This window comes from Microbulbifer mixtoriginis (SeqCode) (assembly GCF_052466765.1).
Window position 1 is genome coordinate 3,848,620 of record NZ_CP174289.1, and the last position, 12,629, is coordinate 3,861,248.

Genomic DNA, 12,629 nt, shown 5'->3' on the forward strand with positions numbered 1-12,629 from the left:
GCAGCCTTAAGGGCGGCTGATCAGGGAAAGAAACTCGTTGCGTGTGGCTTGGTTCTCGCGGAAGGTGCCCAGCATTGCCGAACTCTTCATCACGGAGTTCTGCTTCTCCACGCCGCGCATCATCATGCACATATGCTTTGCTTCAATAATAACGCCAACACCGGCGGCATTAGTGACAGATTGCAGGGTTTTGGCGATCTGTGTGGTCAGCTGCTCCTGAATTTGCAGGCGGCGTGCGTACATATCGACAATACGCGCTACCTTGGATAGGCCCAGCACCTTACCTTGGGGGATATAGGCCACGTGGGCGCGACCGATAAATGGCAGCATATGGTGCTCGCACAGGGAGTAGAGCTCGATATCCTTGACCAATACCATGTCGGTGCAGTCACTGGGGAAGAGTGCGTCGCTGACAACCTCTTGAACGGTCTGCTGATAGCCGCGGGTCAGGTATTCCATGGCCTTGGCAGCGCGCTTCGGAGTATCTTTGAGTCCGGGGCGCTGCAGGTCTTCGCCGATTGCTTCAATAATTCGTGCGTAGTGTTCGTTCATGCTGCTCTTTCCAACATCTCAGCCCGAGGGGGCGGGTGCGCTACCCTAAGCGTTTGTAACCCGAGAGTAAAGATCCGCGCGGACCTAGGGGCCTATTGGTACCAATTTGATCGCTACTCTCGGGGCCATTGTGAGCTCGGGGAGGCAAAAGGAGTGAATCCACATAAACGACCGACAATGCAGTTGGGTGAAAATTAGCCTAGGCCCTTCGGGTTACAGCTATTAAACCGTCACTCAGCGTTACTCGTCGCTTATTTGGAACAACCAAACTACACTCCTCGTGCCTTGATTGGCGCTTCTATAGCCACAGCAGAGGCTACTTAATGAGTGACAATAGGCCTTGATGAGATACATAGCACTTAAGGATAGATTCAATGATAGAAAGGCGTGAATCCAGCCTGCACGAGCTGACCACGGTTTTGGACTATATCCGCTGGGGAGCCAGCCGTTTTAGCGAAGCGGGCCTTTGGTATGGTCACGGCACGGACAATGCCTGGGACGAGGCGGTACTGCTGGTAACCCACGCATTGCACCTGCCGCCCTACAGTAAGCAGGAAATCCTGCATGCACGTTTGACCATGGAGGAGAGACGGGACGTGCTTACTCTCCTAGAGCGGCGCTTTATCGAGCGTTTGCCAGCGGCTTATCTGACCAATGAAGCGCATTTTTGCGATATGACCTTTTATGTGGATGAGCGGGTGTTGGTGCCGCGTTCCCCTATAGGTGAAATGATCCGCCACAATTTTGAGCCTTGGCTCAATGTAGAACCGTTGGCAATCCTCGACCTCTGTTGTGGCAGTGGCTGTATCGGCCTCGCCTGTGCAGAGGCCTTCCCTGAAGCGAGAGTCGACCTGAGTGATATTTCTGAAGGCGCCATTGAGGTGGCACAGCTGAATATCAATCGCCACCAGCTCAACGAGCGTGTGCGCGCAGTGCAGTCGGATCTTTTCAGTGGTTTGCAAGGCATGAGTTACGAGTTGATCGTGTGTAACCCTCCCTATGTGGATGCCCGCGACCTGGCAGAGATGCCGCAAGAATACCTGGCCGAGCCGGAGATTGCCTTGGGTTCCGGTGACGATGGTCTTGATTTTACCCGCCGTTTGCTGCGTGAGGCCGCCAATCACCTGCAGCCAGAAGGCTTACTGGTCTGTGAGGTGGGCAACAGCTGGGAAGCTCTGGAACAGGCTTTCCCGGAAGTGCCATTTATGTGGCCCGAATTTGAGGATGGTGGCCACGGTGTGTTTGTGATTAGTCGCGAAGAGCTGCTCGCCTACCAAAGCCACTTTGAAAAAGAGTAATTCTTTTTCTGAACCCGGCAAAAGCTATTGCCGGGTTCTCTGATAAAGCCACATAGCTGCAGCAATTGTGCTTTTTACCTTGAACGCCGCGCGCGGCGGCTAGATCCTTTATAATGCGCGGCTCTGCATAAAGCCAACCGCTGTTAATTTATCAACCGTTATCTGGAAAAGTCGCATATGTCGGGCAATACCTTTGGCAAGCTGTTTTGCGTCACCACCTTTGGCGAGAGCCATGGTCCAGCCTTGGGCTGTATCGTCGATGGCTGCCCCCCGGGGTTGGAGATCAGTGAAGAGGAGATCCAGCTGGAGCTGGACCGCCGAAAGCCGGGTACTTCTCGCTATACCACACAGCGCCGTGAACCGGATCAAGTGAAAATTCTATCCGGTGTGTTTGAAGGAAAAACTACCGGTACTCCTATTGGCCTGTTGATTGAAAATACGGATCAGCGCTCTAAAGACTATGGCAATATCGCTGAGCAGGTACGCCCGGCGCACGCCGATTACACCTACTGGCAAAAATACGGTATTCGTGACTACCGCGGTGGAGGTCGCTCTTCTGCAAGGGAGACCGCCATGCGTGTTGCGGCCGGGGCTATCGCCAAGAAATGGCTTAAGCAGAAGTATGGTATTGAAGTACGCGGTTACCTGTCCCAGTTGGGACCAATTAAAGTGCAAAAACTGGATTGGGAGCAGGTCGAGCAGAATCCATTCTTTTGCCCGGATGCCGAACGAGTACCCGAGATGGAAGCTTATATGCAAGCCTTGATCAAAGAGGGTAACTCCATCGGTGCAAGGATCTCAGTACACGCCAGCGGCGTCCCTGCAGGGCTGGGCGAGCCGATTTTTGATCGCCTGGATGCAGACCTGGCCCACGGCCTGATGAGTATCAACGCGGTGAAAGGGGTGGAGATTGGAGCCGGCTTTGATTGTGTGGAGCAAAAGGGCACCGAGCATCGGGATGAAATTACTCCTGAGGAGGGTTTCCTCTCCAATAATGCCGGTGGCATTCTCGGCGGTATTTCCAGTGGCCAGGATATTGTTGCCCATATCGCCCTGAAACCCACTTCCAGCTTGCGTATCCCCGGCCGAAGTATCGATCGCTCAGGCAATGCTATTGAGGTGGTTACCAAAGGTCGCCACGATCCTTGCGTAGGTATCCGCGCAACGCCAATTGCTGAAGCAATGATGGCTCTTGTTTTGATCGACCATGCTCTGCGCCACCGAGCACAGAATGGTGACGTAACACTGGGATAATTTGATCGGCCTTCTTCTATTGCGATACCGGCGAAAGCCGGTGTTCGGTATCCTCGCTGCTAAGATGCAGCCAATAAGTTAAGCCCCTGTATTTCCCCTACTTTACTCCCAGCAAAATAGTTAGCTCCAGCCTCCTCAATTTTATTAATGTTGCGCAGTCGATCTGAGGGACTTAAAACGCCTTTATTTCCCCGATTTACGACATGGGTATAAATTTCAGTAGTACTAACATCCGAATGCCCTAGCAGCTCCTGAATCGTACGCAAGTCATAACCCGCTTCGAGCAAGTGAGTCGCAAAACTATGGCGAAATGCATGGCAACGAGCCGGTTTGTTGACTCCCGCTAGCTTGACAGCTATACGAACCTGGCGCGCTAAAGTTGTTGCGTGCATATGGTGCCTTCTGTTTTCACCGGAGCGAGGACATTGGCCGATGGTGCTGGAAGGGAAAAGGTATTGCCAGGCGAGTTGTCGGCTTGCACTTGGATACTTTCTTTCCAAAGCGTTAGGTAAATAAACCGAACCAAAACCGGCCAAAAGATCTTGTTGGTGCAATAGGGAAACAGTCTTTATTTGCCTATGTAACTGCACTATTAGCCCGTTAGGTAATATTGTAGTGCGATCCTTATCCCCCTTGCCACCTCGAACAAAAATATTATTGCTGTCGAAGTCTATATCCTTTATACGTAAAGAAAGCAGTTCGGCACTGCGAAGGCCGCTACCGTACATTAGCTCAACTTGTAATCTGTAAGTGCCTTCAAGATGATCCAAAATTGCTGATATTTCTCTACGGCTATAAACCACAGGCAAGTACTTTTGTTGTTTTGCCAGTTTAAAGTCCAATGCTTGAATATCCCTACCTAAGAATCTCTTGTACAGATATATCAAAGCGTTCAGAGCTATTCGCTGTGTATTTGCGGAGCAAAGACCTTGAACTGCAAGGTGAGAGAGAAACGTCTCAATCTCAACAGCTCCCATATCAGCAGGGTGCTTCTTTTTATTGAAATGAATGAAGCGTTTAACCCAATGCGTGTAAGTTTGCTCTGTTCGGTACGATAGTCCTTGTTTTCGAATATGAAATCGCAGGTTGTCCATAAAACGTTCAGGCTTACTTGGAATTTTGTGGCGAATGTCGTCCATGATATCGCTCTTAAACTGTTTTTATATACAGTATTTATTCTTTTGTTCTGCTGTCAATATCAGAATTCAAGAGAAGCTTCTCCTATTTCTGGGGGTGAGGGGCTAACTCTTTGACTTTTATAGGGTTGGTGATGTTATAAAGAGCAGAAAAAGCAGGTAGATATATAGTGCCTGCTATATATCTACCTGTTGAGAATTATGCCAAAGCTCTTAACTTGCTGATATTATTAGGTTTTTTAGGTTATCTTGAAAGTAGTGAGTAGAATTATATAGAAGGGTGATATAAAGACGCTTCTTTTGAATTAACTGTTATTGGTCGCTCGCTCCAGTTTTGTGAGGGTTCCGTTAAGAATAGCAGATGATTATTGGGGTGCTGTATAAAAAAACAGTATTGGCGGGGGAGCCCATAGTCAACGGTTCGACCTTCGTGTAAGCTTCGAAGCTTCAGCGACGCTCGCATAACGAAGTTGATGCGGACGGCGCAGCCGCTTCGAAGCAAGGCCGCGAACCTAGAGCTGCTAATTTCTCTCTCCGAATCGTGGTAGACAGTAGCAAGAAAGATATTTGTAGTGGATTTGTACACAATGCCACGAGCAACAAATAACAACCCGATGATGCGGAAACCTAAAAGTTGTCATTCCCTTTGCTTGCGCAAAGGTACCGCCAACTTCCTTAACGGTTCCGCATATCTATTTTCGTTATACATTTTACGAAAAGAATATGATTCACGGTTTAACATACATAGAAGAGTTTATCTCCAAAGAAGAAGAGCAATTTCTACTAAATTCTTTGGATAATGAAGAATGGCTCACGAGTTTAAAGCGGCGAGTGCAGCACTATGGATATCGATACGACTATAAGACTAGGTTCGTTGATAGCTCTCTTTATCTCGGGGCGCTCCCTGATTGGTCTACCAAAATTCTATCTCGCTTACATGCCAAAGAGTCTATTTCAGAAACCTTTGACCAGCTTATCGTCAATGAATACGAGCCAGGTCAAGGAATATCAGCACATATTGATTGTGTGCCATGTTTCAAGGAAACAATTGTTTCTCTAAGTATTGGATCACAAGCAGAAATGGTATTTGGCAATAAACAGGTCGAGAAGCAATCCATTTTGTTAAATCCAAGATCGGTAGTAATACTCCAAAAAGATGCTCGGTATAATTGGACACACAGTATTCCAAATAGAAAAAGTGACTTAATAAACGGGCAGAGAGTTCAAAGGTCGCGCAGAGTTTCTTTGACGTTTAGACAAGTAATCAAAAAAAATGTATAACAAAGCACTCAAGTTGATGCCAAAAGCCCCGCTTTTAGCACAACTTAGTGCGGCGTTATGTGTAAATAGAGTATGGAAAAATTTCGAGTAAGACCTGGCTATAAATCGAAAGAACTTTTAGTAGAGTTCTGGTGGGAGCATCGAAGTAAAAGCTTTCCCGACATACAAGATATATTAGCCGAGGGTTTGAATGCTAAGCCGGTGAAACATCCAACATTAGATACGGCTACTATCTCTATGGCTACGGATGAATTTATCACGCTATGGGAGTACAAAAATGGCGAGTATGAATTGGATGATGATATCTGGGCTTTCTTTATCTATGCTCCCGAAAACAACACTCAAGTAATAGCTGATATCGAGAGTGTTTTATTGGCTAGTGGCCAGTTTATTAAAGAAAAAGCAGATTTAAGTGAGTACACATAACAAGTTGCTCAAGTACACTCCGGCCGCGAAAGGCACGGCCTCCGCGGGACAGCCTACACTGCGTTTCGGCTGCCCCTTAGCAAGACGTTATTGTGGCGGTAGGCTTTATTGATTTTTCGTAGTAACTGAAGCTTTAGTGCCACTAAATAGCACCCGGTATTGAACAATTTTACTGAGTGTTCTTCAGGCAGTTTCGTTCCTAGAGTGTTTGCCTAGGTGCTGTAAAAAGGGGCAGTCCGCTGCAATTTCGCGGAGTGCCAGTAAAATAGGAATTGGTTAGGGAAAGTGCGGTATTCTTTCCTCGTAAATATTGGGCAGCAGCCAGCCAAACTATGGCTGGAAAAGTGCTAGTAGTCGGTCCCGAGCGCGCCAACCATAACCAGGCTAGGCTGTCCAGCCTACGCGTTGCTTAGGCTGCCCTTGCTAGCAGCGTTAAATGTCATATGAATATGATCGGTAAATACACAGTACTAGTGGTCACTATGGTGAGTGTAATGTTGTGCTCGTCACTTTACTTTCGCCCGCCAGGCCTGTTCGATTTGCCGCGCTATTTGGACATCTTCCTAAATATTAAGAGTTATTTTGCTCAAGGACTACTTTCAGGGATGGTGGGTTTGGTTCTTGCTAAGAAGTTAGGGATTTCTAAGTACGCTGTCTTTACTTTAGGTCTCGCTATTTCTGTTGTGCTTTTGGCCTTAAATAGTCTAAGAGTTCAATCTATGGATTTTTATCATGCGCAATTTGTAGCATTGCCACTGATTGGTGGTATTGCAGGCGGAATTACAATAGCCGAATATGTGCAACATTTAACAAGTTTAGGCACCCGACGCCTGCGGCGCTGGTGCTAAAAGCGTTAGCTGTACGAGAGAGTCATGCGAAGAAAGCAATTTCTTACAGAATTCCTAGGTGCTCTCGGCGCCAAAGAAATTCAATGGCAGAAGGAGACGGATGCAAGTATTTCTGGAGCAGTTATTTACGAAATTGATGACCCAGAAGAGGTTCAAGAGTTCATCTGGCACGTACAAGAGTCAGAAGCACCGCCTGAAAATGTTAGAAAGCTAGTTGAGCTTCTGAATGAGAAGAACCTGTTGAGTATTGATAAAATTAGTATTTCTAGGAAAGAGCTAAGAAGTTTATATAGTAAAAAGCAGGGGCGAATTGTATCGGAGGGTGAGTTCATATCTATTTTAAAAGCTCTGGTTTCAATTGAGGTTTCAATGGTAGATGAAGGAAGAGAAACAGATGTTTACTTCATCCATGAGTAACACAGCTAACAAGTGGCGGCACAATCGCCACACTTCGTGTGGCTGGACAAAGCACTGCGCGCTTTGCCTGTGCGTCAGGCGTTAATTGCTCACTAAATTTGTATGAGCTGCGAGGAAAGGATGCTTCGAAAAATTTTGATCAGCTCGGTGTGCATATACCTTGGCTTGGGACTCGTGATCGGTCTATTTCTGTATAATCAGGATCTAAATACATTTGAATGCCTCGCTCCTGATGAGCCACACGGATATATAACAATATTCAGGTCGAGTGGCGGAAACCCCGATCCGGAAAAATGCACATCACATGGAATACGATTAAAGTCGCTCATAAAAATTCCAGCAGCAATGGCAATCGGGCCGCCATTGATAGTTTATTCTGTTTTACGCAAACGTGCGGAGCGAGAACTAATTAATGAGCGAGGAGTCGGCAATTAACAAGGCCAGGCAGTATGCTACGGGCCTTCGGCCCTCCGCGGGACGCCTTACCTTGTGCACTTTTTGCGCGGTCACAACGCTCCCATTTTCGCGCAAAAAGCGCACAAGGTAAGTCGCCCCTGCTGGCGGCGTTATATTTTTCAGCCATGAATGAGAAAGAAGCATATTTACTAAAGAACTACCAAAATCTGATGGAGCCGCACGAGCAGATGGTAGCTCGATGGCTAACCGAAGAGTGGGATGGCCAAGAGCAAGAAATTCCGAAGTGGCTGCGAAATCGTGTTTGGTTAAATTTCACAATGCGTGATTTCGGAAAACCTGATTCAATGGCAAGGGTTATTTGTCTTAAACTGTTAGAAAAGTACAAGCATGAAATATCATTGCCAAAAAACAAAATATAACAAGTTTAGGTAACATCGCCCCTTCGGGGCTGGACAGCCAAACCTGCGGTTCGGCTGCCGTTGCTAAAGGCGTTAATGCGATAATTAGTTTCGTTGAAATATAAAGAGAAGACTATGAAACAATTTAGTATCCAAATTATTCTGCTTTTTTTTATCCTCACTATGAGTAACAGAAACTATGGTCAAGATGAGTTATCGGTCCTCGAAGGGCCCTACCTTGGCCAACAACCACCAGGCTTGATACCTGAACTATTCGCACCCGGTATTATTTCAACTGAAAATCTTGAAATTGAAGGTGTCTTTGCTCCTGGCATGAATGAGTTCTATTTTACCCGGCAGGTTAGAGGCAACGAAGTTAAAACCCACGCCTTTCAATATGAAGATGGTGTGTGGAAAAAGTTTATGGATGAGCCCCGCTCAGGTGAAGTTTTCATATCGACTGACGGCAATACGATGTATCTGGGTAACAAATATAGAGAGAGAACAGCATCAGGATGGTCGGAAGTCAAAAGCTTAGGACCAATTTTCGAAGAGTTTCCTATTATGCGCCTTACCGCTTCAGAGGATGATACTTATATTTTTGATGAACGAGACGAAATCGGGACCATCCGATACTCCCGATTGATTGATGGGAAGCGTGAGGAGCCGAAGGTGCTTAGCAATGAATTTAATACAGGAAAACAAACAGGTCACCCCTACATTTCACCAGGTGAAAGTTACATAATCTGGGATAGCATAAGGAAAGATGGGTACGGAAATGCAGATTTATACATAAGTTTTCGGCAAGAAGATCACTCGTGGGGACCTGCTATTAATATGGGCGAGGATATAAATACTGAGCATGAGGACAGGTATGGCAGTGTTACGTCGGATGGAAAGTATTTCTTCTTTCACAGAATTGAGTGGCGGGAAGGGAAAATAGAAAAGGCCAACATTTACTGGGTCGATGCACAGATTATCGAAGATATCTCGCCCAAGCATTAACAAGCGCAAGCAGAGGGACGGCCAACGCTATGCATATTTTGTGCTGTCGCTACGCTCCCATTATTGCACAAAATGTGCATAGCTTTGCCCGCCCCTGTTGCGGGCGTTCAGGCTGTAGAAAAACTCTTAAAAGGTAGCTTTTTTGTTAAAATGGAGGTCTTGATGTCGAGATTATCCATATGCCCAACTTCAAACGTTACGATTACAACCAAGATGCAATGGTCGTCATCAATTTCGAAGAACAATTACAACCTGAAACCTTTGAGTTTACACTTCATCATCTGATTGATGATCATATCGACCTCTCTGCCTTCCATAAAAAATATCAAAATGATAGCGGCGGGCGAACCGCTTATGATCCAGCTATCCTCCTGAAAATCATATTGTTTGCTTACTCAAAAGGCATTACCTCAAGTCGTGAAATTCAATGGCAATGTGAGAACAATATCCTCTTCAAAGCACTGTCATGCGATACCGTTCCGCATTTTACTAGTATTGCAAGTTTCGTAAGCAGTTATCCTGATGCGATTGAGTCGGTGTTTGAGCAAGTGTTACTGGTCTGCGATCAGCAGGGACTGCTTGGAAACGAACTTTTCGCAATAGATGGATGCAAGATGCCATCCAATGCCAGCAAAGAACATTCGGGGACTTTTAGAGAGCTAGCACAGAAGCAGGAAAAAATTCGCAAGAAGATCAAATATTTCCTCAAAGAGCACAAGAGGCTGGATGGCAGGAAGCCTAAAGAAAAAGAGCGAAAGCAAGCGGTAGCTAAAGCGGCGGATACGCTGCAGAAACACTTTGATAAAATTGATCAGTTCTTAAAGAATCATTCCCCCAGGATGGGGCAAGGTAAAAAACCTAAAGAAGTGAAAAGTAATATCACGGACAATGAATCAGCTAAGATGACTACCAGCAAGGGAACCATCCAGGGCTATAACGGTGTTGCCGCAGTTGATAGGAAGCATCAGATAGTTGTTGAGGCCCAGGCCTTTGGAGAGGGCCAGGAGCATCATACATTGAAACCTATTCTTGATGGCATCAGTTGCCATTATCAGAATATAGGAATAGATGAAGACATCTTGGCCAAACAGGTCATCATTACTGCTGATACTGGATTCTCCAACGACGCTAACTACAACTACCTGCGAGAGAACGGCATCAATGCCTACATACCTGATAATAAATTCCGTTCACGTGATAAAGCTTTTACAACGCAAAAAACCAAGTATGGCAAGCGCAATCAAAAAGGTAGGGCTAATGTCCAGAAGACTACCCCAGCTAGTGAATTTACATTCAACAAGAAAAAGAAAACCTGTATCTGTCCTGCAGGAAAAGCCATGCTCTTGTTAAAAGAAGAGCATGTCAGTGAAGGTAAGAAGAAACTACTGTTCGAAGGGCGCCTCACCGACTGCAGGGCATGCAGCCTTAAAAGTCAGTGTATGCGAAACCCAGACTCTGCTGACTCTCGAAAAGGACACGGAAGGCAAGTATCCCTTACGTGGACAAACGGACGGACAGCCACCGACTGGATGAAGAAGAGGGTTGATAGTATCGAGGGCAAGACCATTTATGGACATCGAATGTCTGCTGTCGAACCGGTATTTGGAAACATTGGTACCAATAAACGATTGAATCGCTTCTCGCTACGAGGAAAAAGTAAGGTTCAAGGACAATGGCAGATGTTCTGCTTGGTACATAACATTGAAAAGTTGATGAGATATGGCAGTATCCACTGATTGAGTATAAATTAAGGGCATCAAGATGCCTAAATTTAATACAATGAATGAAATTTGGTGGTATAGATAAAATTTGGCCGAAATTTCAATTGGAGGAATCTGGGAAATGGCAGATTTTTCTAAAACTGTTTTTCTACAGTCTCGTTATGTGTAATTAGAAGATGAATATACCTTTAAATACCATTGGCAAAATTGAGGCTGGCGACAACAAAGGCTGGCAAGTAAAAGTAGAGCCATGTGCAACTGATTCAGAGAATTGTCTTGTTTTAATTTCTCGTGACTTCAGCAACCCAGAAGCAGAAGGCTACGACGACTGGGTAGAGGACTACGAATCATTAGAGCAATATTTTAAAGAGTCAAAGTGGTTAATATCATGGGCATAAATAAAATCACACATAACCAGTTGCAGCACGTTAGCCCACTGCGTGGGCTCGGACTTTCGCTGCTGTGCAGCTCAAGCCCGTGTGCAAGGCGTTATGTGTTACGGATGCACCGATGAAGAACTATAAATTTGAAATTTTCGCCGACTACTTTCAGATATATCTGATGGATGTTGAGGCCGACGACGACACTTCAGATATCTGGACAGAGGAAGCATTAAATATAAAGCTTGGCGTCCTGCCAAACACTCTCGCTATCGGCACGTTCAGAAACGTTGATGTTCCTCTAGAGGTTGAGATTCACGATAGCCTGCCTGAAATTAGCCTCGAAGAATGGGGTCATGCTTCTATAGGTTATTTCACAGTAACATCGGGGCAGTGCGCTGTTTTTGGCTGCAGCGATTATCTACCTGATGCAGCAAAAATCGAAGTAGCGCCCGGTAAATATTCGGCTATTTCACTCGCGAAGGGCCTCGATTCAATAACCGAAGAGTGGGAAGATGCAGATGATTTATATAAAGTCATTCTGTGGCCCTCAGCCGCCAGTGAATGTAAGGCACTAAAGCACTATGAACACACATAACAAAACGCTCAACTACAATCCGGCCGCAAGCGGCCTCCGTCGGACAGCTAAGAGCGTACTTCGCACTGACTGGCTGCCGGTTAGCTCAGCGTTATGTTTCTTGAGGGCTGAGCGTGCTTAATCAGTTGGTCTACAAAGTAATTGAGTTCGAGCTGTTGTGCTCAATCATTGGCCCTGAGCAGGTCGTAAGTTGGGCCGATGAACAGATCATCGCGAGTGATGAGCCAGAAGAAGTTCTTCTTGATCTTTGTGTGGCTAAGGCCGAAGACAAACAGCTTAAAATTTTAGGCAGCCTTGATGCCAGCTTAGAAAATGAAGCATTTGAGCTAGTGGTCATGGAACTTTTAAAACAATACGAGTCAGGCCTATTGGATTTCTTTGAAGTGGCCAATAAGCTTCTGGTAATGCATTACCATTCATCGAAGCTAGCAGCTGATACAACTGATTTCATAATTTGGCTCGATGATGAGACATGCCTGATCGCCGAGGGTATTAAAGAACTTGATCCGGCAATCGCTAATTTACATAAATTTCTTGCCGGAATTGTAGAAAAACATAACCAGTCAAAGCACGCGGACTTGGTAAAGCTGTCACCTTTTTTGTTCCAAAAAAGTCGCCACCTTCACCAATCCGGTGTTTGAGGCGTTTATTGTGGCGGTCATTTTTTAGGTAGTTTGAAGTGGCTGCAATCACCAATCTCTTCCTGAGCACATTTCTCCAGAGGGTTTTCCTGCAAACTGGCACCGCAGTTTCGTTCAAGTGCCTTCGTTTAAAGCCAACAAGTTCTGCAAGCCAGCTGCCTCATTGTGGAGTGCCAGTCAGGTAGTTAATTGGTGGGGAAAGTATGGTATTTTCTCTTGCAAATTTATCGGGCAGAGGCCAGCCAAAGGTGGCTGGC

Annotated in this window: 14 protein-coding genes; 12 read left to right on the forward strand and 2 right to left on the reverse strand. The window is 45.9% G+C overall.

Translation table 11 applies throughout. From position 1 onward, the window contains the following. Positions 1-6 precede the first annotated feature (6 nt). The gene (gene folE / locus ACJJIV_RS16760) at positions 7-552 is read right to left on the reverse strand and encodes a GTP cyclohydrolase I FolE (protein WP_252082843.1); all 546 of its coding nucleotides are present in this window, start codon (positions 550-552) and stop codon (positions 7-9) included. Positions 553-926: 374 nt separating this feature from the next. Between folE and prmB the strand changes: the two genes are divergently transcribed. Beyond that, positions 927-1,850, forward strand: coding sequence for a 50S ribosomal protein L3 N(5)-glutamine methyltransferase (gene prmB / locus ACJJIV_RS16765; protein WP_444884114.1), 924 nt, complete (start codon positions 927-929; stop codon positions 1,848-1,850). Positions 1,851-2,027: 177 nt separating this feature from the next. After that, positions 2,028-3,104 (forward strand): chorismate synthase, encoded by a 1,077-nt coding sequence (gene aroC / locus ACJJIV_RS16770; RefSeq protein WP_444889681.1) that lies wholly within the window; start codon positions 2,028-2,030, stop codon positions 3,102-3,104. A 59-nt stretch (positions 3,105-3,163) separates the two neighbouring features. Here the strand turns inward: aroC and ACJJIV_RS16775 are convergent, their stop codons facing one another. Beyond that, positions 3,164-4,243 carry an integron integrase gene (locus tag ACJJIV_RS16775; protein WP_444889682.1) on the reverse strand — a complete coding sequence of 360 codons (1,080 nt, stop codon included), beginning with the start codon at positions 4,241-4,243 and terminating at the stop codon, positions 3,164-3,166. Positions 4,244-4,963: 720 nt separating this feature from the next. Here ACJJIV_RS16775 and ACJJIV_RS16780 point away from each other — a divergent pair. From ACJJIV_RS16780 to ACJJIV_RS16825, 10 genes are all read left to right on the forward strand, one after another. Then, positions 4,964-5,521, forward strand: coding sequence for an alpha-ketoglutarate-dependent dioxygenase AlkB (locus ACJJIV_RS16780; protein WP_444889683.1), 558 nt, complete (start codon positions 4,964-4,966; stop codon positions 5,519-5,521). Positions 5,522-5,593: 72 nt separating this feature from the next. Continuing rightward, positions 5,594-5,947 carry a hypothetical protein gene (locus ACJJIV_RS16785; RefSeq protein ID WP_444889684.1) on the forward strand — a complete coding sequence of 118 codons (354 nt, stop codon included), beginning with the start codon at positions 5,594-5,596 and terminating at the stop codon, positions 5,945-5,947. Positions 5,948-6,390: 443 nt separating this feature from the next. Then, a complete protein-coding gene (locus tag ACJJIV_RS16790) occupies positions 6,391-6,795 on the forward strand; it encodes a hypothetical protein (RefSeq protein WP_444889685.1) in 405 nt (134 codons plus the stop codon). 24 nt (positions 6,796-6,819) lie between these two features. Continuing rightward, complete coding sequence (locus ACJJIV_RS16795; RefSeq protein WP_444889686.1) at positions 6,820-7,212, forward strand: hypothetical protein; 393 nt, start codon at positions 6,820-6,822, stop codon at positions 7,210-7,212. Between the two features lie 449 nt (positions 7,213-7,661). Next, positions 7,662-8,048, forward strand: a complete 387-nt coding sequence (locus tag ACJJIV_RS16800) for a hypothetical protein (protein ID WP_444889687.1) — start codon at positions 7,662-7,664, stop codon at positions 8,046-8,048. A 114-nt stretch (positions 8,049-8,162) separates the two neighbouring features. Further along, a complete protein-coding gene (locus tag ACJJIV_RS16805) occupies positions 8,163-9,032 on the forward strand; it encodes a hypothetical protein (protein ID WP_444889688.1) in 870 nt (289 codons plus the stop codon). A gap of 179 nt (positions 9,033-9,211) precedes the next feature. Beyond that, the gene (locus tag ACJJIV_RS16810) at positions 9,212-10,768 is read left to right on the forward strand and encodes a transposase (protein ID WP_444889496.1); all 1,557 of its coding nucleotides are present in this window, start codon (positions 9,212-9,214) and stop codon (positions 10,766-10,768) included. Between the two features lie 161 nt (positions 10,769-10,929). Beyond that, a complete protein-coding gene (locus ACJJIV_RS16815) occupies positions 10,930-11,151 on the forward strand; it encodes a hypothetical protein (protein ID WP_444889689.1) in 222 nt (73 codons plus the stop codon). Between the two features lie 112 nt (positions 11,152-11,263). Then, entirely contained in the window at positions 11,264-11,731 is a 468-nt protein-coding gene (locus ACJJIV_RS16820) for a hypothetical protein (RefSeq protein WP_444889690.1), read from the forward strand. A gap of 113 nt (positions 11,732-11,844) precedes the next feature. Beyond that, positions 11,845-12,372, forward strand: a complete 528-nt coding sequence (locus tag ACJJIV_RS16825) for a hypothetical protein (protein WP_444889691.1) — start codon at positions 11,845-11,847, stop codon at positions 12,370-12,372. The last annotated feature ends 257 nt before the right edge of the window (positions 12,373-12,629 follow it).

Bases quoted from the DNA above. Each gene is read 5' to 3' on its own strand.
- ACJJIV_RS16800 (WP_444889687.1), top strand. From the start codon at position 7,662: ATGCTACGGGCCTTCGGCCCTCCGCGGGACGCCTTACCTTGTGCACTT.
- folE (WP_252082843.1), bottom strand. From the start codon at position 552: ATGAACGAACACTACGCACGAATTATTGAAGCAATCGGCGAAGACCTG.
- prmB (WP_444884114.1), top strand. From the start codon at position 927: ATGATAGAAAGGCGTGAATCCAGCCTGCACGAGCTGACCACGGTTTTG.
- ACJJIV_RS16815 (WP_444889689.1), top strand. From the start codon at position 10,930: ATGAATATACCTTTAAATACCATTGGCAAAATTGAGGCTGGCGACAAC.
- ACJJIV_RS16810 (WP_444889496.1), top strand. From the start codon at position 9,212: ATGCCCAACTTCAAACGTTACGATTACAACCAAGATGCAATGGTCGTC.
- ACJJIV_RS16805 (WP_444889688.1), top strand. From the start codon at position 8,163: ATGAAACAATTTAGTATCCAAATTATTCTGCTTTTTTTTATCCTCACT.
- ACJJIV_RS16795 (WP_444889686.1), top strand. From the start codon at position 6,820: ATGCGAAGAAAGCAATTTCTTACAGAATTCCTAGGTGCTCTCGGCGCC.
- ACJJIV_RS16785 (WP_444889684.1), top strand. From the start codon at position 5,594: ATGGAAAAATTTCGAGTAAGACCTGGCTATAAATCGAAAGAACTTTTA.
- ACJJIV_RS16775 (WP_444889682.1), bottom strand. From the start codon at position 4,243: ATGGACGACATTCGCCACAAAATTCCAAGTAAGCCTGAACGTTTTATG.
- ACJJIV_RS16780 (WP_444889683.1), top strand. From the start codon at position 4,964: ATGATTCACGGTTTAACATACATAGAAGAGTTTATCTCCAAAGAAGAA.
- ACJJIV_RS16820 (WP_444889690.1), top strand. From the start codon at position 11,264: ATGAAGAACTATAAATTTGAAATTTTCGCCGACTACTTTCAGATATAT.
- ACJJIV_RS16790 (WP_444889685.1), top strand. From the start codon at position 6,391: ATGAATATGATCGGTAAATACACAGTACTAGTGGTCACTATGGTGAGT.
- aroC (WP_444889681.1), top strand. From the start codon at position 2,028: ATGTCGGGCAATACCTTTGGCAAGCTGTTTTGCGTCACCACCTTTGGC.